The organism is Bartonella sp. 1-1C, from assembly GCF_002810325.1.
Classification (GTDB): Bacteria; Pseudomonadota; Alphaproteobacteria; order Rhizobiales; family Rhizobiaceae; genus Bartonella; species Bartonella rochalimae.
The window spans coordinates 175,846-200,576 of record NZ_CP019489.1 but is presented as its reverse complement, the minus strand read 5'-3'; the positions used below and the strand labels follow the sequence as shown (position 1 = coordinate 200,576).

Here is a 24,731-nt window from a genome sequence, read left to right as displayed (position 1 = left end):
GCTTTTATTGTAGCTGTTAGTTAAGTGTGAATTGTATACCTCCACCTATACCCCAATTGTTGCCTGAGTTTGTTACAGAAATATTAGAGCGTATATTACCATTTTCAGACGTATAGCCAGCACCAAAAGCAAAGGCAGATTGATTACGCCATAGGCCACTACCAATTGCGATACTTAGTTTTCCAGGCATTTCGTTATAACGGAGGTTTGCTGCCGCTAAACCAATAGCTGCTGCTTGTCTTGCCTCTTTTTTTACGCCCTCAATATTATAATTTAGGCTCTCAAACTTCATGTCAGTGTAATCTTTTGCTTCCTGTATCTTTTCATCGGTATACTTTTTTGAATCATCAAGAACAACTGCCATTTTTTCATACAATTGTCCCCCATTAATAGCTTCTTTCGAACCTTTCTCAACTTTACCATCTCCAACATTATCAATCACAACAGGTGCACTTGTATCCCCTCCTGATAACGTGACTTTATTCGTTTTCTTGCCATCTTTATCTTTATCATATTGAACAGCTCCTTCTGTCATTTGAGCAGTTGTTTTGTCAAACTTATTTTCAAGATCCTCAACTCTTTGATTCGTCTCCCAAAGCTGATTCCCTGTAACTGCTTCACTAGAGCCCTTTTCTACTTTACCATCTGCCACACCAGTAATTTTTGCTTCTTTACCGTTATGGTTTGCATCATATGCCTTTTTCTCGTCATTCCATTTTATAACATCATTCTCTGTCTGATTTTCAACATTACCTAAACGGTTATTCAAGTCTCCCAGACTTTTATTAACACCACCAAAAGCATCAGCTACACTATTATACGATTGATATCCTAGGCCATCAGCTTTATCACCAAAATTGAATTGAATAATATTAAATGTTGGAGTAGTCCACACACCATCTTTATATCCAGCCCCACCGCCTAAATAGTCAGCAAGTTTTGTATTTGTTTCATAAAGCTGAGCTCCTGTGATAGCCTCAGTCGAACCCTCTGCTATCTCCCCATCAAGAAGAAACTTAAGTTTACTATTCGTTTTTTCTTGTCCTTTTTCACCATGACGTGCAACAAAAGCCTGCTCACTATCACTCCACAATAAGCTATTTTGTGCAGCGCTTTCCGTATTTTCAGTCATCTCTTGTTGAATCTTTGTCAATGTCGTATCAACACCAGAAAACGCTTCACCTACATTATTATAATCATTCCCTTGAACTGTATAAGTCGGCGCTATACCTCCAAGAACATTCGAGCCGCCCCCTAAATAGGCAGAAGCATTCTGCGCAATTGTGGAAATATCCCCTTCAACTTTATCCATGCTCATGGACAAACCTTCAACAGTTTGTGTGGTCTCCGTAAGCTGATTATCAACCGCATAAAGCTGTTTGCCTGTAACGGCTTCTGTCGAGCTCTCTGAAAGTGCCCCATCCTTCAAGCCAGAGAGGATCCGACCTTCTCTGTCTTTATTCGAAAGATTGATTTCCGTTCCACCAACTTTCGAGCCTATTGTAATACGACCGTTCCCACTCTCTTCTTTCTCTTGCTGGACAAGATTATCGCCGCCTCCTTCTACATTCGCAATCTGCGAGTAAAGATCACTGATCGAACCATCAACTCCTGCAAATGCTGACCCTACATCATGATGTTCTGTTCCCTGTACTTTATAGGTAGGGGCTTCTCCTCCAAGAACATTCGAGCCACCCCCTAAATAGGCAGAAGCATTCTGTGCAATTGTGGAAATATCCCCTTCAACTTTATCCATGCTCATGGACAAACCTTCAACAGTTTGTGTGGTCTCCGTAAGCTGATTATCAACCGCATAGAGCTGTTTGCCTGTAACGGCTTCTGTCGAGCTCTCTGAAAGCGCCCCATCCTTCAAGCCAGAGAGGATCCGACCTTCTCTGTCTTTATTCGAAAGATTGATTTCCGTTCCACCAACTTTCGAGCCTATTGTAATACGACCGTTCCCACTCTCTTCTTTCTCTTGCTGGACAAGACTATCGCCGCCTCCTTCTACATTCGCAATCTGCGAGTAAAGATCACTGATCGAACCATCAACTCCTGCAAATGCTGACCCTACATCATGATGTTCTGTTCCCTGTACTTTATAGGTAGGAGCTTCTCCTCCAAGAACATTCGAGCCACCCCCTAAATAGGCAGAAGCATTCTGCGCAATTGTGGAAATATCCCCTTCAACTTTATCCATGCTCATGGACAAACCTTCAACAGTTTGTGTGGTCTCCGTAAGCTGGCTATCAACTGCATAGAGTTGTTTGCCTGTAACGGCTTCTGTCGAGCTCTCTGAAAGCGTCCCATCCTTCAAGCCAGAGAGGATCCGACCTTCTCTGTCTTTATTCGAAAGATTGATTTCCGTTCCACCAACTTTCGAGCCTATTGTAATACGACCGTTCCCACTCTCTTCTTTCTCTTGCTGGACAAGACTATCGCCGCCTCCTTCTACATTCGCAATCTGCGAGTAAAGATCACTGATCGAACCATCAACTCCTGCAAATGCTGACCCTACATCATGATGTTCTGTTCCCTGTACTTTATAGGTAGGGGCTTCTCCTCCAAGAACATTCGAGCCACCCCCTAAATAGGCAGAAGCATTCTGTGCAATTGTGGAAATATCCCCTTCAACTTTATCCATGCTCATGGACAAACCTTCAACAGTTTGTGTGGTCTCCGTAAGCTGGTTATCAACCGCATAGAGCTGTTTGCCTGTAACGGCTTCTGTCGAGCTCTCTGAAAGCGCCCCATCCTTCAAGCCAGAGAGGATCCGACCTTCTCTGTCTTTATTCGAAAGATTGATTTCCGTTCCACCAACTTTCGAGCCTATTGTAATACGACCGTTCCCACTCTCTTCTTTCTCTTGCTGGACAAGACTATCGCCGCCTCCTTCTACATTCGCAATCTGCGAGTAAAGATCACTGATCGAACCATCAACATCTACAAATGCTGACCCTACATCATGATGTTCTGTTCCCTGTACTTTATAGGTAGGAGCTATACCTACAAGAACATTCGAGCCACCCCCTAAATAGGCAGAAGCATTCTGCGCAATTGTGGAAATATCCCCTTCAACTTTATCCATGCTCATGGACAAACCTTCAACAGTTTGTGTGGTCTCCGTAAGCTGGCTATCAACTGCATAGAGTTGTTTGCCTGTAACGGCTTCTGTCGAGCTCTCTGAAAGCGTCCCATCCTTCAAGCCAGAGAGGATCCGACCTTCTCTGTCTTTATTCGAAAGATTGATTTCCGTTCCACCAACTTTCGAGCCTATTGTAATACGACCGTTCCCACTCTCTTCTTTCTCTTGCTGGACAAGACTATCGCCGCCTCCTTCTACATTCGCAATCTGCGAGTAAAGATCACTGATCGAACCATCAACTCCTGCAAATGCTGACCCTACATCATGATGTTCTGTTCCCTGTACTTTATAGGTAGGGGCTTCTCCTCCAAGAACATCCGAGCCACCCCCTAAATAGGCAGTAGCATTCTTCGCAATCGTAGAAACATCTCCTTGGACTTTCGTAACTTTTTCCGTCGTTTCTGTAAGCTGATTATCAACTGCATAGAGCTGTTTGCCTGTAACGGCTTCTGTCGAGCTCTCTGAAAGCGTCCCATCCTTCAAGCCAGAGAGGATCCGACCTTCTCTGTCTTTATTCGAAAGATTGATTTCCGTTCCACCAACTTTCGAGCCTATTGTAATACGACCGTTCCCACTCTCTTCTTTCTCTTGCTGGACAAGACTATCGCCGCCTCCTTCTACATTCGCAATCTGCGAGTAAAGATCACTGATCGAACCATCAACATCTACAAATGCTGACCCTACATCATGATGTTCTGTTCCCTGTACTTTATAGGTAGGAGCTATACCTACAAGAACATCCGAGCCACCCCCTAAATAGGCAGTAGCATTCTTCGCAATCGTCGAGATATCTCCTTGGACTTTCGTAACTTTTTCCGTCGTTTCTGTAAGCTGATTATCAACTGCATAGAGCTGTTTGCCTGTAACGGCTTCTGTCGAGCTCTCTGAAAGCGTCCCATCCTTCAAGCCAGAGAGGATCCGACCTTCTCTGTCTTTATTCGAAAGATTGATTTCCGTTCCACCAACTTTCGAGCCTATTGTAATACGACCGTTCCCACTCTCTTCTTTCTCTTGCTGGACAAGACTATCGCCGCCTCCTTCTACATTCGCAATCTGCGAGTAAAGATCACTGATCGAACCATCAACATCTACAAATGCTGACCCTACATCATGATGTTCTGTTCCCTGTACTTTATAGGTAGGAGCTATACCTACAAGAACATCCGAGCCACCCCCTAAATAGGCAGTAGCATTCTTCGCAATCGTCGAGATATCTCCTTGGACTTTCGTAACTTTTTCCGTCGTTTCTGTAAGCTGATTATCAACTGCATAGAGCTGTTTGCCTGTAACGGCTTCTGTCGAGCTCTCTGAAAGCGTCCCATCCTTCAAGCCAGAGAGGATCCGACCTTCTCTGTCTTTATTCGAAAGATTGATTTCCGTTCCACCAACTTTCGAGCCTATTGTAATACGACCGTTCCCACTCTCTTCTTTCTCTTGCTGAACAAGACTATCGCCGCCTCCTTCTACATTCGCAATCTGCGAGTAAAGATCACTGATCGAACCATCAACTCCTGCAAATGCTGACCCTACATCATGATGTTCTGTTCCCTGTACTTTATAGGTAGGAGCTATACCTACAAGAACATCCGAGCCGCCCCCTAAATAGGCAGTAGCATTCTGCGCAATCGTCGAGATATCTCCTTGGACTTTCGTAACTTTTTCCGTCGTTTCTGTAAGCTGGTTATCAACCGCATAGAGCTGTTTGCCTGTAACGGCTTCTGTCGAGCTCTCTGAAAGCGCCCCATCCTTCAAGCCAGAGAGGATCCGACCTTCTCTGTCTTTATTCGAAAGATTGATTTCCGTTCCACCAACTTTCGAGCCTATTGTAATACGACCGTTCCCACTCTCTTCTTTCTCTTGCTGGACAAGACTATCGCCGCCTCCTTCTACATTCGCAATCTGCGAGTAAAGATCACTGATCGAACCATCAACTCCTGCAAATGCTGACCCTACATCATGATGTTCTGTTCCCTGTACTTTATAGGTAGGGGCTTCTCCTCCAAGAACATTCGAGCCACCCCCTAAATAGGCAGAAGCATTCTGCGCAATCGTCGAGATATCTCCTTGGACTTTCGTAACTTTTTCCGTCGTTTCTGTAAGCTGATTATCAACTGCATAGAGCTGTTTGCCTGTAACGGCTTCTGTCGAGCTCTCTGAAAGCGTCCCATCCTTCAAGCCAGAGAGGATCCGACCTTCTCTGTCTTTATTCGAAAGATTGATTTCCGTTCCACCAACTTTCGAGCCTATTGTAATACGACCGTTCCCACTCTCTTCTTTCTCTTGCTGGACAAGACTATCGCCGCCTCCTTCTACATTCGCAATCTGCGAGTAAAGATCACTGATCGAACCATCAACTCCTGCAAATGCTGACCCTACATCATGATGTTCTGTTCCCTGTACTTTATAGGTAGGGGCTTCTCCTCCAAGAACATCCGAGCCGCCCCCTAAATAGGCAGAAGCATTCTGCGCAATCGTCGAGATATCTCCTTGGACTTTCGTAACTTTTTCCGTCGTTTCTGTAAGCTGGTTATCAACCGCATAGAGCTGTTTGCCTGTAACGGCTTCTGTCGAGCTCTCTGAAAGTGCCCCATCCTTCAAGCCAGAGAGGATCCGACCTTCTCTGTCTTTATTCGAAAGATTGATTTCCGTTCCACCAACTTTCGAGCCTATTGTAATACGACCGTTCCCACTCTCTTCTTTCTCTTGCTGGACAAGATTATCGCCGCCTCCTTCTACATTCGCAATCTGCGAGTAAAGATCACTGATCGAACCATCAACTCCTGCAAATGCTGACCCTACATCATGATGTTCTGTTCCCTGTACTTTATAGGTAGGAGCTTCTCCTCCAAGAACATTCGAGCCACCCCCTAAATAGGCAGAAGCATTCTGTGCAATTGTGGAAATATCCCCTTCAACTTTATCCATGCTCATGGACAAACCTTCAACAGTTTGTGTGGTCTCCGTAAGCTGATTATCAACCGCATAGAGTTGTTTGCCTGTAACGGCTTCTGTCGAGCTCTCTGAAAGCGTCCCATCCTTCAAGCCAGAGAGGATCCGACCTTCTCTGTCTTTATTCGAAAGATTGATTTCCGTTCCACCAACTTTCGAGCCTATTGTAATACGACCGTTCCCACTCTCTTCTTTCTCTTGCTGGACAAGACTATCGCCGCCTCCTTCTACATTCGCAATCTGCGAGTAAAGATCACTGATCGAACCATCAACTCCTGCAAATGCTGACCCTACATCATGATGTTCTGTTCCCTGTACTTTATAGGTAGGAGCTTCTCCTCCAAGAACATTCGAGCCACCCCCTAAATAGGCAGAAGCATTCTGTGCAATTGTGGAAATATCCCCTTCAACTTTATCCATGCTCATGGACAAACCTTCAACAGTTTGTGTGGTCTCCGTAAGCTGATTATCAACCGCATAGAGCTGTTTGCCTGTAACGGCTTCTGTCGAGCTCTCTGAAAGCGCCCCATCCTTCAAGCCAGAGAGGATCCGACCTTCTCTGTCTTTATTCGAAAGATTGATTTCCGTTCCACCAACTTTCGAGCCTATTGTAATACGACCGTTCCCACTCTCTTCTTTCTCTTGCTGGACAAGACTATCGCCGCCTCCTTCTACATTCGCAATCTGCGAGTAAAGATCACTGATCGAACCATCAACATCTACAAATGCTGACCCTACATCATGATGTTCTGTTCCCTGTACTTTATAGGTAGGAGCTTCTCCTCCAAGAACATTCGAGCCACCCCCTAAATAGGCAGAAGCATTCTGTGCAATTGTGGAAATATCCCCTTCAACTTTATCCATGCTCATGGACAAACCTTCAACAGTTTGTGTGGTCTCCGTAAGCTGATTATCAACCGCATAGAGCTGTTTGCCTGTAACGGCTTCTGTCGAGCTCTCTGAAAGCGCCCCATCCTTCAAGCCAGAGAGGATCCGACCTTCTCTGTCTTTATTCGAAAGATTGATTTCCGTTCCACCAACTTTCGAGCCTATTGTAATACGACCGTTCCCACTCTCTTCTTTCTCTTGCTGGACAAGACTATCGCCGCCTCCTTCTACATTCGCAATCTGCGAGTAAAGATCACTGATCGAACCATCAACATCTACAAATGCTGACCCTACATCATGATGTTCTGTTCCCTGTACTTTATAGGTAGGAGCTATACCTACAAGAACATCCGAGCCACCCCCTAAATAGGCAGTAGCATTCTTCGCAATCGTCGAGATATCTCCTTGGACTTTCGCAACTTTTTCCGTCGTTTCTGTAAGCTGGTTATCAACCGCATAGAGCTGTTTGCCTGTAACGGCTTCTGTCGAGCTCTCTGAAAGCGTCCCATCCTTCAAGCCAGAGAGGATCCGACCTTCTCTGTCTTTATTCGAAAGATTGATTTCCGTTCCACCAACTTTCGAGCCTATTGTAATACGACCGTTCCCACTCTCTTCTTTCTCTTGCTGGACAAGACTATCGCCGCCTCCTTCTACATTCGCAATCTGCGAGTAAAGATCACTGATCGAACCATCAACTCCTGCAAATGCTGACCCTACATCATGATGTTCTGTTCCCTGTACTTTATAGGTAGGGGCTTCTCCTCCAAGAACATCCGAGCCGCCCCCTAAATAGGCAGTAGCATTCTGCGCAATCGTCGAGATATCTCCTTGGACTTTCGTAACTTTTTCCGTCGTTTCTGTAAGCTGGTTATCAACCGCATAGAGCTGTTTGCCTGTAACGGCTTCTGTCGAGCTCTCTGAAAGTGCCCCATCCTTCAAGCCAGAGAGGATCCGACCTTCTCTGTCTTTATTCGAAAGATTGATTTCCGTTCCACCAACTTTCGAGCCTATTGTAATACGACCGTTCCCACTCTCTTCTTTCTCTTGCTGGACAAGATTATCGCCGCCTCCTTCTACATTCGCAATCTGCGAGTAAAGATCACTGATCGAACCATCAACTCCTGCAAATGCTGACCCTACATCATGATGTTCTGTTCCCTGTACTTTATAGGTAGGAGCTTCTCCTCCAAGAACATTCGAGCCACCCCCTAAATAGGCAGAAGCATTCTGTGCAATTGTGGAAATATCCCCTTCAACTTTATCCATGCTCATGGACAAACCTTCAACAGTTTGTGTGGTCTCCGTAAGCTGATTATCAACCGCATAGAGCTGTTTGCCTGTAACGGCTTCTGTCGAGCTCTCTGAAAGTGCCCCATCCTTCAAGCCAGAGAGGATCCGACCTTCTCTGTCTTTATTCGAAAGATTGATTTCCGTTCCACCAACTTTCGAGCCTATTGTAATACGACCGTTCCCACTCTCTTCTTTCTCTTGCTGGACAAGACTATCGCCGCCTCCTTCTACATTCGCAATCTGCGAGTAAAGATCACTGATCGAACCATCAACTCCTGCAAATGCTGACCCTACATCATGATGTTCTGTTCCCTGTACTTTATAGGTAGGAGCTTCTCCTCCAAGAACATCCGAGCCGCCCCCTAAATAGGCAGAAGCATTCTGCGCAATTGTGGAAATATCCCCTTCAACTTTATCCATGCTCATGGACAAACCTTCAACAGTTTGTGTGGTCTCCGTAAGCTGATTATCAACCGCATAGAGCTGTTTGCCTGTAACGGCTTCTGTCGAGCTCTCTGAAAGCGCCCCATCCTTCAAGCCAGAGAGGATCCGACCTTCTCTGTCTTTATTCGAAAGATTGATTTCCGTTCCACCAACTTTCGAGCCTATTGTAATACGACCGTTCCCACTCTCTTCTTTCTCTTGCTGGACAAGACTATCGCCGCCTCCTTCTACATTCGCAATCTGCGAGTAAAGATCACTGATCGAACCATCAACTCCTGCAAATGCTGACCCTACATCATGATGTTCTGTTCCCTGTACTTTATAGGTAGGGGCTTCTCCTCCAAGAACATTCGAGCCACCCCCTAAATAGGCAGAAGCATTCTGCGCAATCGTCGAGATATCTCCTTGGACTTTCGTAACTTTTTCCGTCGTTTCTGTAAGCTGATTATCAACTGCATAGAGCTGTTTGCCTGTAACGGCTTCTGTCGAGCTCTCTGAAAGCGTCCCATCCTTCAAGCCAGAGAGGATCCGACCTTCTCTGTCTTTATTCGAAAGATTGATTTCCGTTCCACCAACTTTCGAGCCTATTGTAATACGACCGTTCCCACTCTCTTCTTTCTCTTGCTGGACAAGACTATCGCCGCCTCCTTCTACATTCGCAATCTGCGAGTAAAGATCACTGATCGAACCATCAACTCCTGCAAATGCTGACCCTACATCATGATGTTCTGTTCCCTGTACTTTATAGGTAGGGGCTTCTCCTCCAAGAACATCCGAGCCGCCCCCTAAATAGGCAGTAGCATTCTGCGCAATCGTCGAGATATCTCCTTGGACTTTCGTAACTTTTTCCGTCGTTTCTGTAAGCTGGTTATCAACCGCATAGAGCTGTTTGCCTGTAACGGCTTCTGTCGAGCTCTCTGAAAGTGCCCCATCCTTCAAGCCAGAGAGGATCCGACCTTCTCTGTCTTTATTCGAAAGATTGATTTCCGTTCCACCAACTTTCGAGCCTATTGTAATACGACCGTTCCCACTCTCTTCTTTCTCTTGCTGGACAAGATTATCGCCGCCTCCTTCTACATTCGCAATCTGCGAGTAAAGATCACTGATCGAACCATCAACTCCTGCAAATGCTGACCCTACATCATGATGTTCTGTTCCCTGTACTTTATAGGTAGGAGCTTCTCCTCCAAGAACATTCGAGCCACCCCCTAAATAGGCAGAAGCATTCTGTGCAATTGTGGAAATATCCCCTTCAACTTTATCCATGCTCATGGACAAACCTTCAACAGTTTGTGTGGTCTCCGTAAGCTGATTATCAACCGCATAGAGCTGTTTGCCTGTAACGGCTTCTGTCGAGCTCTCTGAAAGCGCCCCATCCTTCAAGCCAGAGAGGATCCGACCTTCTCTGTCTTTATTCGAAAGATTGATTTCCGTTCCACCAACTTTCGAGCCTATTGTAATACGACCGTTCCCACTCTCTTCTTTCTCTTGCTGGACAAGACTATCGCCGCCTCCTTCTACATTCGCAATCTGCGAGTAAAGATCACTGATCGAACCATCAACTCCTGCAAATGCTGACCCTACATCATGATGTTCTGTTCCCTGTACTTTATAGGTAGGGGCTTCTCCTCCAAGAACATTCGAGCCACCCCCTAAATAGGCAGAAGCATTCTGCGCAATCGTCGAGATATCTCCTTGGACTTTCGTAACTTTTTCCGTCGTTTCTGTAAGCTGATTATCAACTGCATAGAGCTGTTTGCCTGTAACGGCTTCTGTCGAGCTCTCTGAAAGCGTCCCATCCTTCAAGCCAGAGAGGATCCGACCTTCTCTGTCTTTATTCGAAAGATTGATTTCCGTTCCACCAACTTTCGAGCCTATTGTAATACGACCGTTCCCACTCTCTTCTTTCTCTTGCTGGACAAGACTATCGCCGCCTCCTTCTACATTCGCAATCTGCGAGTAAAGATCACTGATCGAACCATCAACTCCTGCAAATGCTGACCCTACATCATGATGTTCTGTTCCCTGTACTTTATAGGTAGGAGCTATACCTACAAGAACATCCGAGCCACCCCCTAAATAGGCAGTAGCATTCTGTGCAATTGTGGAAATATCCCCTTCAACTTTATCCATGCTCATGGACAAACCTTCAACAGTTTGTGTGGTCTCCGTAAGCTGGCTATCAACTGCATAGAGCTGTTTGCCTGTAACGGCTTCTGTCGAGCTCTCTGAAAGCGTCCCATCCTTCAAGCCAGAGAGGATCCGACCTTCTCTGTCTTTATTCGAAAGATTGATTTCCGTTCCACCAACTTTCGAGCCTATTGTAATACGACCGTTCCCACTCTCTTCTTTCTCTTGCTGGACAAGACTATCGCCGCCTCCTTCTACATTCGCAATCTGCGAGTAAAGATCACTGATCGAACCATCAACATCTACAAATGCTGACCCTACATCATGATGTTCTGTTCCCTGTACTTTATAGGTAGGAGCTATACCTACAAGAACATCCGAGCCACCCCCTAAATAGGCAGTAGCATTCTGCGCAATCGTCGAGATATCTCCTTGGACTTTCGTAACTTTTTCCGTCGTTTCTGTAAGCTGATTATCAACTGCATAGAGCTGTTTGCCTGTAACGGCTTCTGTCGAGCTCTCTGAAAGCGTCCCATCCTTCAAGCCAGAGAGGATCCGACCTTCTCTGTCTTTATTCGAAAGATTGATTTCCGTTCCACCAACTTTCGAGCCTATTGTAATACGACCGTTCCCACTCTCTTCTTTCTCTTGCTGGACAAGACTATCGCCGCCTCCTTCTACATTCGCAATCTGCGAGTAAAGATCACTGATCGAACCATCAACTCCTGCAAATGCTGACCCTACATCATGATGTTCTGTTCCCTGTACTTTATAGGTAGGAGCTATACCTACAAGAACATCCGAGCCGCCCCCTAAATAGGCAGTAGCATTCTTCGCAATCGTCGAGATATCTCCTTGGACTTTCGTAACTTTTTCCGTCGTTTCTGTAAGCTGGTTATCAACCGCATAGAGCTGTTTGCCTGTAACGGCTTCTGTCGAGCTCTCTGAAAGCGCCCCATCCTTCAAGCCAGAGAGGATCCGACCTTCTCTGTCTTTATTCGAAAGATTGATTTCCGTTCCACCAACTTTCGAGCCTATTGTAATACGACCGTTCCCACTCTCTTCTTTCTCTTGCTGGACAAGACTATCGCCGCCTCCTTCTACATTCGCAATCTGCGAGTAAAGATCACTGATCGAACCATCAACATCTACAAATGCTGACCCTACATCATGATGTTCTGTTCCCTGTACTTTATAGGTAGGAGCTATACCTACAAGAACATCCGAGCCACCCCCTAAATAGGCAGTAGCATTCTTCGCGATCGTCGAGATATCTCCTTGGACTTTCGTAACTTTTTCCGTCGTTTCTGTAAGCTGATTATCAACTGCATAGAGCTGTTTGCCTGTAACGGCTTCTGTCGAGCTCTCTGAAAGCGTCCCATCCTTCAAGCCAGAGAGGATCCGACCTTCTCTGTCTTTATTCGAAAGATTGATTTCCGTTCCACCAACTTTCGAGCCTATTGTAATACGACCGTTCCCACTCTCTTCTTTCTCTTGCTGAACAAGACTATCGCCGCCTCCTTCTACATTCGCAATCTGCGAGTAAAGATCACTGATCGAACCATCAACTCCTGCAAATGCTGACCCTACATCATGATGTTCTGTTCCCTGTACTTTATAGGTAGGAGCTATACCTACAAGAACATCCGAGCCACCCCCTAAATAGGCAGTAGCATTCTTCGCAATCGTCGAGATATCTCCTTGGACTTTCGTAACTTTTTCCGTCGTTTCTGTAAGCTGATTATCAACTGCATAGAGCTGTTTGCCTGTAACGGCTTCTGTCGAGCTCTCTGAAAGCGTCCCATCCTTCAAGCCAGAGAGGATCCGACCTTCTCTGTCTTTATTCGAAAGATTGATTTCCGTTCCACCAACTTTCGAGCCTATTGTAATACGACCGTTCCCACTCTCTTCTTTCTCTTGCTGGACAAGACTATCGCCGCCTCCTTCTACATTCGCAATCTGCGAGTAAAGATCACTGATCGAACCATCAACATCTACAAATGCTGACCCTACATCATGATGTTCTGTTCCCTGTACTTTATAGGTAGGAGCTATACCTACAAGAACATCCGAGCCACCCCCTAAATAGGCAGTAGCATTCTGCGCAATCGTCGAGATATCTCCTTGGACTTTCGTAACTTTTTCCGTCGTTTCTGTAAGCTGATTATCAACTGCATAGAGCTGTTTGCCTGTAACGGCTTCTGTCGAGCTCTCTGAAAGCGTCCCATCCTTCAAGCCAGAGAGGATCCGACCTTCTCTGTCTTTATTCGAAAGATTGATTTCCGTTCCACCAACTTTCGAGCCTATTGTAATACGACCGTTCCCACTCTCTTCTTTCTCTTGCTGGACAAGACTATCGCCGCCTCCTTCTACATTCGCAATCTGCGAGTAAAGATCACTGATCGAACCATCAACTCCTGCAAATGCTGACCCTACATCATGATGTTCTGTTCCCTGTACTTTATAGGTAGGAGCTATACCTACAAGAACATCCGAGCCGCCCCCTAAATAGGCAGTAGCATTCTTCGCAATCGTCGAGATATCTCCTTGGACTTTCGTAACTTTTTCCGTCGTTTCTGTAAGCTGGTTATCAACCGCATAGAGCTGTTTGCCTGTAACGGCTTCTGTCGAGCTCTCTGAAAGCGCCCCATCCTTCAAGCCAGAGAGGATCCGACCTTCTCTGTCTTTATTCGAAAGATTGATTTCCGTTCCACCAACTTTCGAGCCTATTGTAATACGACCGTTCCCACTCTCTTCTTTCTCTTGCTGGACAAGACTATCGCCGCCTCCTTCTACATTCGCAATCTGCGAGTAAAGATCACTGATCGAACCATCAACATCTACAAATGCTGACCCTACATCATGATGTTCTGTTCCCTGTACTTTATAGGTAGGAGCTATACCTACAAGAACATCCGAGCCACCCCCTAAATAGGCAGTAGCATTCTGCGCAATCGTCGAGATATCTCCTTGGACTTTCGTAACTTTTTCCGTCGTTTCTGTAAGCTGATTATCAACTGCATAGAGCTGTTTGCCTGTAACGGCTTCTGTCGAGCTCTCTGAAAGCGTCCCATCCTTCAAGCCAGAGAGGATCCGACCTTCTCTGTCTTTATTCGAAAGATTGATTTCCGTTCCACCAACTTTCGAGCCTATTGTAATACGACCGTTCCCACTCTCTTCTTTCTCTTGCTGGACAAGACTATCGCCGCCTCCTTCTACATTCGCAATCTGCGAGTAAAGATCACTGATCGAACCATCAACTCCTGCAAATGCTGACCCTACATCATGATGTTCTGTTCCCTGTACTTTATAGGTAGGAGCTATACCTACAAGAACATCCGAGCCGCCCCCTAAATAGGCAGTAGCATTCTTCGCAATCGTCGAGATATCTCCTTGGACTTTCGTAACTTTTTCCGTCGTTTCTGTAAGCTGGTTATCAACCGCATAGAGCTGTTTGCCTGTAACGGCTTCTGTCGAGCTCTCTGAAAGCGCCCCATCCTTCAAGCCAGAGAGGATCCGACCTTCTCTGTCTTTATTCGAAAGATTGATTTCCGTTCCACCAACTTTCGAGCCTATTGTAATACGACCGTTCCCACTCTCTTCTTTCTCTTGCTGGACAAGACTATCGCCGCCTCCTTCTACATTCGCAATCTGCGAGTAAAGATCACTGATCGAACCATCAACATCTACAAATGCTGACCCTACATCATGATGTTCTGTTCCCTGTACTTTATAGGTAGGAGCTATACCTACAAGAACATCCGAGCCACCCCCTAAATAGGCAGTAGCATTCTTCGCGATCGTCGAGATATCTCCTTGGACTTTCGTAACTTTTTCCGTCGTTTCTGTAAGCTGATTATCAACTGCATAGAGCTGTTTGCCTGTAACGGCTTCTGTCGAGCTCTCTGAAAGCGTCCCATCCTTCAAGCCAGAGAGGATCCGACCTTCTCTGTCTTTATTCGAAAGATTGATTTCCGTTCCACCAACTTTCGAGCCTATTGTAATACGACCGTTCCCACTCTCTTCTTTCTCTTGCTGAACAAGACTATCGCCGCCTCCTTCTACATTCGCAATCTGCGAGTAAAGATCACTGATCGAACCATCAACTCCTGCAAATGCTGACCCTACATCATGATGTTCTGTTCCCTGTACTTTATAGGTAGGAGCTATACCTACAAGAACATCCGAGCCACCCCCTAAATAGGCAGTAGCATTCTTCGCAATCGTCGAGATATCTCCTTGGACTTTCGTAACTTTTTCCGTCGTTTCTGTAAGCTGATTATCAACTGCATAGAGCTGTTTGCCTGTAACGGCTTCTGTCGAGCTCTCTGAAAGCGTCCCATCCTTCAAGCCAGAGAGGATCCGACCTTCTCTGTCTTTATTCGAAAGATTGATTTCCGTTCCACCAACTTTCGAGCCTATTGTAATACGACCGTTCCCACTCTCTTCTTTCTCTTGCTGGACAAGACTATCGCCGCCTCCTTCTACATTCGCAATCTGCGAGTAAAGATCACTGATCGAACCATCAACTCCTGCAAATGCTGACCCTACATCATGATGTTCTGTTCCCTGTACTTTATAGGTAGGAGCTTCTCCTCCAAGAACATCCGAGCCGCCCCCTAAATAGGCAGAAGCATTCTGCGCAATCGTCGAGATATCTCCTTGGACTTTCGTAACGCTCGTGCTTACATCGGTCACTTTTTGTGTGGTCTCCGTAAGCTGGCTATCAACTGCATAAAGCTGTTTGCCTGTAACGGCTTCTGTCGAGCTCTCTGAAAGCGTCCCATCCTTCAAGCCAGAGAGAGTCCGACCTTCTCTGTCTTTGTTTGAAAGATCAACAGCTGTCCCACCAACTTTCGAACCTATCGTAATACGACCGTTGCCTTGCTCGTCTGCTTCTTGATGAATAAGGTCGTTACCTTCTGCTACACCCGCAATCTTGGAATAAATATCTGTAATCGAACCATCAACGCCAACAAATGCTGACCCTACATCATGATGTTCTGTTCCCTGTACTTTATAGGTAGGGGCTTCTCCTCCAAGAACATCCGAGCCGCCCCCTAAATAGGCAGAAGCATTCTTCGCAATCGTCGAGATATCTCCTTGGACTTTCGTAACGCTCGTGCTTACATCGGTCACTTTTTGTGTGGTCTCCGTAAGCTGGCTATCAACTGCATAAAGCTGTTTGCCTGTAACGGCTTCTGTCGAGCTCTCTGAAAGCGTCCCATCTTTCAAGCCAGAGAGGATCCGACCTTCTCTGTCTTTATTCGAAAGATTGATTTCCGTTCCACCAACTTTCGAGCCTATTGTAATACGACCGTTCCCACTCTCTTCTTTCTCTTGCTGGACAAGACTATCGCCGCCTCCTTCTACATTCGCAATCTGCGAGTAAAGATCACTGATCGAACCATCAACTCCTGCAAATGCTGACCCTACATCATGATGTTCTGTTCCCTGTACTTTATAGGTAGGGGCTTCTCCTCCAAGAACATCCGAGCCGCCCCCTAAATAGGCAGAAGCATTCTGCGCAATCGTCGAGATATCTCCTTGGACTTTCGTAACTTTTTCCGTCGTTTCTGTAAGCTGATTATCAACTGCATAGAGCTGTTTGCCTGTAACGGCTTCTGTCGAGCTCTCTGAAAGCGTCCCATCCTTCAAGCCAGAGAGGATCCGACCTTCTCTGTCTTTATTCGAAAGATTGATTTCCGTTCCACCAACTTTCGAGCCTATTGTAATACGACCGTTCCCACTCTCTTCTTTCTCTTGCTGGACAAGACTATCGCCGCCTCCTTCTACATTCGCAATCTGCGAGTAAAGATCACTGATCGAACCATCAACTCCTGCAAATGCTGACCCTACATCATGATGTTCTGTTCCCTGTACTTTATAGGTAGGAGCTTCTCCTCCAAGAACATCCGAGCCGCCCCCTAAATAGGCAGAAGCATTCTGCGCAATCGTCGAGATATCTCCTTGGACTTTCGCAACTTTTTCCGTCGTTTCTGTAAGCTGGTTATCAACCGCATAGAGCTGTTTGCCTGTAACGGCTTCTGTCGAGCTCTCTGAAAGTGCCCCATCCTTCAAGCCAGAGAGGATCCGACCTTCTCTGTCTTTATTCGAAAGATTGATTTCCGTTCCACCAACTTTCGAGCCTATTGTAATACGACCGTTCCCACTCTCTTCTTTCTCTTGCTGGACAAGACTATCGCCGCCTCCTTCTACATTCGCAATCTGCGAGTAAAGATCACTGATCGAACCATCAACTCCTGCAAATGCTGACCCTACATCATGATGTTCTGTTCCCTGTACTTTATAGGTAGGGGCTTCTCCTCCAAGAACATCCGAGCCGCCCCCTAAATAGGCAGAAGCATTCTGCGCAATCGTCGAGATATCTCCTTGGACTTTCGTAACTTTTTCCGTCGTTTCTGTAAGCTGATTATCAACTGCATAGAGCTGTTTGCCTGTAACGGCTTCTGTCGAGCTCTCTGAAAGCGTCCCATCCTTCAAGCCAGAGAGGATCCGACCTTCTCTGTCTTTATTCGAAAGATTGATTTCCGTTCCACCAACTTTCGAGCCTATTGTAATACGACCGTTCCCACTCTCTTCTTTCTCTTGCTGGACAAGACTATCGCCGCCTCCTTCTACATTCGCAATCTGCGAGTAAAGATCACTGATCGAACCATCAACTCCTGCAAATGCTGACCCTACATCATGATGTTCTGTTCCCTGTACTTTATAGGTAGGAGCTTCTCCTCCAAGAACATCCGAGCCGCCCCCTAAATAGGCAGAAGCATTCTGCGCAATCGTCGAGATATCTCCTTGGACTTTCGCAACTTTTTCCGTCGTTTCTGTAAGCTGGTTATCAACCGCATAGAGCTGTTTGCCTGTAACGGCTTCTGTCGAGCTCTCTGAAAGTGCCCCATCCTTCAAGCCAGAGAGGATCCGACCTTCTCTGTCTTTGTTTGAAAGATCAACAGCTGTCCCACCAACTTTCGAACCTATCGTAATACGACCGTTGCCTTGCTCGTCTGCTTCTTGATGAATAAGGTCGTTACCTTCTGCTACACCCGCAATCTTGGAATAAATATCTGTAATCGAACCATCAACGCCAACAAATGCTGACCCTACATCATGATGTTCTGTTCCCTGTACTTTATAGGTAGGGGCTTCTCCTCCAAGAACATCCGAGCCGCCCCCTAAATAGGCAGTAGCATTCTGCGCAATCGTCGAGATATCTCCTTGGACTTTCGTAACGCTCGTGCTTACATCGGTCACTTTTTGTGTGGTCTCCGTAAGCTGGCTATCAACTGCATAAAGCTGTTTGCCTGTAACGGCTTCTGTCGAGCTCTCTGAAAGCGTCCCATCCTTCAAGCCAGAGAGAGTCCGACCTTCTCTGTCTTTGTTTGAAAGATCAACAGCTGTCCCACCAACTTTCGAACCTATCGTAATACGACCGTTGCCTTGCTCGTCTGCTTCTTGATGAATAAGGTCGTTACCTTCTGCTACACCCGCAATCTTGGAATAAATATCTGTAATCGAACCATCAACTCCTGCAAATGCTGACCCTACATCATGATGTTCTGTTCCCTGTACTTTATAGGTAGGGGCTTCTCCTCCAAGAACATCCGAGCCGCCCCCTAAATAGGCAGAAGCATTCTTCGCAATCGTCGAGATATCTCCTTGGACTTTCGTAACGCTCGTGCTTACATCGGTCACTTTTTGTGTGGTCTCCGTAAGCTGGCTATCAACTGCATAAAGCTGTTTGCCTGTAACGGCTTCTGTCGAGCTCTCTGAAAGCGTCCCATCTTTCAAGCCAGAGAGGATCCGACCTTCTCTGTCTTTGTTTGAAAGATCAACAGCTGTCCCACCAACTTTCGAACCTATCGTAATACGACCGTTGCCTTGCTCGTCTGCTTCTTGATGAATAAGGTCGTTACCTTCTGCTACACCCGCAATCTTGGAATAAATATCTGTAATCGAACCATCAACGCCAACAAATGCTGACCCTACATCATGATGTTCTGTTCCCTGTACTTTATAGGTAGGGGCTTCTCCTCCAAGAACATCCGAGCCGCCCCCTAAATAGGCAGAAGCATTCTGCGCAATCGTCGAGATATCTCCTTGGACTTTCGTAACGCTCGTGCTTACATCGGTCACTTTTTGTGTGGTCTCCGTAAGCTGGCTATCAACTGCATAAAGCTGTTTGCCTGTAACGGCTTCTGTCGAGCTCTCTGAAAGCGTCCCATCCTTCAAGCCAGAGAGAGTCCGACCTTCTCTGTCTTTGTTTGAAAGATCAACAGCTGTCCCACCAACTTTCGAGCCTATTGTAATACGACCGTTCCCACTCTCTTCTTTCTCTTGCTGGACAAGACTATCGCCGCCTCCTTCTACATTCGCAATCTGCGAGTAAAGATCACTGATCGAACCATCAACTCCTGCAAATGCTGACCCTACATCATGATGTTCTGTTCCCTGTACTTTATAGGTAGGGGCTTCTCCTCCAAGAACATCCGAGCCGCCCCCTAAATAGGCAGAAGCATTCTGCGCAATCGTCGAGATATCTCCTTGGACTTTCGTAACGCTCGTGCTTACATCGGTCACTTTTTGTGTGGTCTCCGTAAGCTGGCTATCAACTGCATAAAGCTGTTTGCCTGTAACGGCTTCTGTCGAGCTCTCTGAAAGCGTCCCATCCTTCAAGCCAGAGAGGATCCGACCTTCTCTGTCTTTGTTTGAAAGATCAACAGCTGTCCCACCAACTTTCGAACCTATCGTAATACGACCGTTGCCTTGCTCGTCTGCTTCTTGATGAATAAGGTCGTTACCTTCTGCTACACCCGCAATCTTGGAATAAATATCTGTAATCGAACCATCAACGCCAACAAATGCTGACCCTACATCATGATGTTCTGTTCCCTGTACTTTATAGGTAGGGGCTTCTCCTCCAAGAACATCCGAGCCGCCCCCTAAATAGGCAGAAGCATTCTGCGCAATCGTCGAGATATCTCCTTGGACTTTCGTAACGCTCGTGCTTACATCGGTCACTTTTTGTGTGGTCTCCGTAAGCTGGCTATCAACTGCATAAAGCTGTTTGCCTGTAACGGCTTCTGTCGAGCTCTCTGAAAGCGTCCCATCCTTCAAGCCAGAGAGAGTCCGACCTTCTCTGTCTTTGTTTGAAAGATCAACAGCTGTCCCACCAACTTTCGAACCTATCGTAATACGACCGTTGCCTTGCTCGTCTGCTTCTTGATGAATAAGGTCGTTACCTTCTGCTACACCCGCAATCTTGGAATAAATATCTGTAATCGAACCATCAACGCCAACAAATGCTGACCCTACATCATGATGTTCTGTTCCCTGTACTTTATAGGTAGGGGCTTCTCCTCCAAGAACATCCGAGCCGCCCCCTAAATAGGCAGAAGCATTCTGCGCAATCGTCGAGATATCTCCTTGGACTTTCGTAACGCTCGTGCTTACATCGGTCACTTTTTGTGTGGTCTCCGTAAGCTGGCTATCAACTGCATAAAGCTGTTTGCCTGTAACGGCTTCTGTCGAGCTCTCTGAAAGCGTCCCATCCTTCAAGCCAGAGAGAGTCCGACCTTCTCTGTCTTTGTTTGAAAGATCAACAGCTGTCCCACCAACTTTCGAACCTATCGTAATACGACCGTTGCCTTGCTCGTCTGCTTCTTGATGAATAAGGTCGTTACCTTCTGCTACACCCGCAATCTTGGAATAAATATCTGTAATCGAACCATCAACGCCAACAAATGCTGACCCTACATCATGATGTTCTGTTCCCTGTACTTTATAGGTAGGGGCTTCTCCTCCAAGAACATCCGAGCCGCCCCCTAAATAGGCAGAAGCATTCTGCGCAATCGTCGAGATATCTCCTTGGACTTTCGTAACGCTCGTGCTTACATCGGTCACTTTTTGTGTGGTCTCCGTAAGCTGGCTATCAACTGCATAAAGCTGTTTGCCTGTAACGGCTTCTGTCGAGCTCTCTGAAAGCGTCCCATCCTTCAAGCCAGAGAGGATCCGACCTTCTCTGTCTTTGTTTGAAAGATCAACAGCTGTCCCACCAACTTTCGAACCTATCGTAATACGACCGTTGCCTTGCTCGTCTGCTTCTTGATGAATAAGGTCGTTACCTTCTGCTACACCCGCAATCTTGGAATAAATATCTGTAATCGAACCATCAACGCCAACAAATGCTGACCCTACATCATGATGTTCTGTTCCCTGTACTTTATAGGTAGGGGCTTCTCCTCCAAGAACATCCGAGCCGCCCCCTAAATAGGCAGAAGCATTCTGCGCAATCGTCGAGATATCTCCTTGGACTTTCGTAACGCTCGTGCTTACATCGGTCACTTTTTGTGTGGTCTCCGTAAGCTGGCTATCAACTGCATAAAGCTGTTTGCCTGTAACGGCTTCTGTCGAGCTCTCTGAAAGCGTCCCATCCTTCAAGCCAGAGAGGATCCGACCTTCTCTGTCTTTGTTTGAAAGATCAACAGCTGTCCCACCAACTTTCGAACCTATCGTAATACGACCGTTGCCTTGCTCGTCTGCTTCTTGATGAATAAGGTCGTTACCTTCTGCTACACCCGCAATCTTGGAATAAATATCTGTAATCGAACCATCAACGCCAACAAATGCCGATCCTATATCATGATGATCCTTACCCTGAACCTTATAAGTTGGAGCTTTGCCACCAAGAATGTCTGCTCCACCCCCTAAATAGGCAGTAGCATTCTTCGCAATCGTAGAAACATCTCCTTGGACTTTCGTAACGCTCGTGCTTACATCGGTCACTTTTTGTGTGGTCTCCGTAAGCTGGCTATCAACTGCATAGAGCTGTTTGCCTGTAACGGCTTCTGTCGAGCTCCCTGAAAGCGTCCCATCTTTCAAGCCAGAGAGAGTCCGACCTTCTCTGTCTTTGTTTGAAAGATCAACAGCTGTCCCACCAACTTTCGAACCTATCGTAATCCGGCCGCTCTCATCTTCACTTGCTTCTTGATGTACAAGACTATCGCCGCCTCCTTCTACCCATTCCCTTAGAGCCTTCAATTGAGCAACATTCACAGCATCAGAATCCTCTATCCCAGCTGCTACTCCGGTAAGTAGTCGTGATCTTTTTCCAGAAGGATCAGCAATAGAGACTATCCCGTAATTAAATTTCCATATATAACTATCATCAGTTGAATTCTTATTTGTCCGAGGATCATAACCGCCTATAACTGTTCTTTCCTTAACCTTAGAGTAATAGCCCAGAGCAACCGAATTTTCTACATGGACTCCAGAATAAGCACCTATAGCAGCGGAATTATCCACCCCAAGAACGGTCGCATTATCACCTAGAACGACCGAAAGCTTTCCCTCAACTTTTGAACTTTTACCAATAGCGACAGAATACTCCTCTTTTGCCTTTGCATCGTGACCAATAACCACTGAATCTCGCCCAGATGTCTCTGCTTCATAACCTAAAGTGATACTGTAGTCATCCTTTGCGGAAGTATCCTTACCTATAGCAATTGCACCGTACCCAGAACTTGCGCCGACACCTAAAGCGATACCCAGACCGCCCTTTGTGAAAGCATCCTTACCTATAGCAATTGAACCCATATGATCTGCTGAGGGGTTCTCCATTGTTCTTGCGCCGACACCTAAAGCGATACTATAGCGATCCTCTGCTAAAGCATCCTGACCTATAGCAATTGCAACTACATGCTCTGTTACGCCCCCCTTTGCTTTTGCGCCAGCACCTAAAGCAATACTATAGTCGGAACCTGTTTCAGCCTCCTGACCTATAGCAATTGAGCCTGCCCCAAATGCCTTTCCCCTGAACCCCAAAGCAATACTATAGTCGAAGCCTATTTTAGGATTAAAGTCGGAACCTGTTTTAGCCTCCTTACCTATAGCAATTGAGCTTTCCCCAAATGCCATTCCCTTGAGACCTAAAGCAATACTATAGTCGGAACCTGTTTCAGCATCCCAACCTATAGCAATTGAGCTATCCCCAAATGCCTTTCCCCTGAACCCTAAAGCGATACTCTGTTCGCTCCGTGCTTTAGCCATTTCACCTATAGCAATTGCAAATTCCTCAGATCCCCCTGCTGAAGAACCTAAAGCGACAACCCCTTTTTTCTCTGCTAATGCGTTTGCACCCACCGCAACACTGAAGGGACCAGAGCGTGCAGAGTAACCCACGGCAACTGACAACGATTCTATATTTGCTGCAAAAGAACCCAAAGCAACTGACTTACTTGTAGCACCTGCGTTATTACCTATGGCAATACCGTTTAGTTCCGCCCGTGCTAGGTACCCGATTTTAATAGGGGTCTCCTCAAAACCCGGTCCCGCACTACCATCATCACGTAATGTCTCCAATACATCAAATACTGTATTTCTACCATCAACAGTCCAAGTGGCTTGACGAACTCCAAAATCACGAGAGCACCAATTATCAAATTGGTAATGCGTGACAAGATTTACATAATTTTCCTCACTGATTATCTTTCTTGAATCAGAGGAATTAGAAAGAACGACATTATCAATACCACAATAACGACCACCCGCAAAAGAAGAACCACGAGAATCTTTTGAAGCTTTATCAGGAGCTTTTAGGGAGATCATACCTTTGCCCTTAGGGCTTTGTAAACTTTGTATCGTTGTTTGTTGCTCTGTTAAAGTAGAGGCAACAACAGGCGCAACGCTCGATAAGAGTGCTGCCATAGCTGTCCCTAATGAAGCGGCTTTCAACAAAGGTGAACGACGAGAAAAATGATAATCATTTAAAACACTTTCCTTTGAGATAACACGCGATCTTTTCATAAGAAATCCCCCAATAAAAATAAAAAATAAATTTTAGACATCAAAAAGACACATTTAGATGCTATCTGTTTTCCTAGAGTGGAGTTTGTAATCTTTGTGGAAGGTAAAGGTTTTTGAATTTGATACAGACTTTTCTAAGAGAAGTATGTAGAGTTTTTTTGTTTGTTTTCGTCAAAGTATTTCTCATAGTCTGTTCCAAGTTTCCGATAAATGATATTAAGAAGACATATTTACGTTATGTTAAGGTTTGTAGGTTAAGTTTAGGAAGATAGTTTTTTATTTTCTGGTGTAGAAAGTGGCATAGTAGTTTTTTTATTTTTGGGTTAGGGTTGTTGTGTAAGTTTTATAGTTTTTTAAGAGTGATTTTGTTTTCTGGGATTAGTTTATCTTGATTCCTGTTTTATGTTTTTTATGTTGAACTCAATTTGGATATAATTGAGTTTTTTTGTTGTCTATACTTGTATTTTATTTTAGTGCATAGAACACAAGGAATAAAATTTCAAGAATTATTTGTTCTTATTCAGTATATTTATTTGAATTGGAGAGTGAATTTTTATGTCTTTTTTACGCTCTAATCAGCTCTGATAGGAGTTACAGTAGAGCGTAAAGGAAGGCCTTTTTGAACACTGAAGATAAATGGGGATTAACATCACCGTATTTTTGTTGTGCTTAGTTTTAAAGTTGATCTATTATATAGCTTCTTTTAAACCTTTTATAATTTTATCATTGCCAACATTATCAATCACAGCAAGAAAATTTGCATCTCCTCCTACTCAAGTGATTTTATTGGTTTTCTTGCTATCTTCATCTTTATTATATTGAATAGTGCCATTCGACCAATTGAATTCTCAAAATCATCAAACGTATTTTCAAGATCATCCACCTTTTGATTTTTTTCAACGCGGATTTTCTGTAACCGCATCATTAGATGCCTTTTTCTATATTATCGTCTATCATACTGATAATTTGTCCTACTTCTCTCTTATGACATTACATCATAGGACCCTGCATTTTAAACTATCATGCTTTGTTTGCTTTTCGATATTATCAAAATGATTATTTA

1 protein-coding gene is annotated in these 24,731 nt (G+C 45.5%); it reads right to left on the bottom strand.

All coding sequences use genetic code 11. From position 1 onward, the window contains the following. Positions 1-16: 16 nt before the first annotated feature. Positions 17-23,668, bottom strand: coding sequence for a YadA-like family protein (locus B11cv2_RS07465; protein ID WP_100692905.1), 23,652 nt, complete (start codon positions 23,666-23,668; stop codon positions 17-19). Between the last annotated feature and the right edge of the window lie 1,063 nt (positions 23,669-24,731).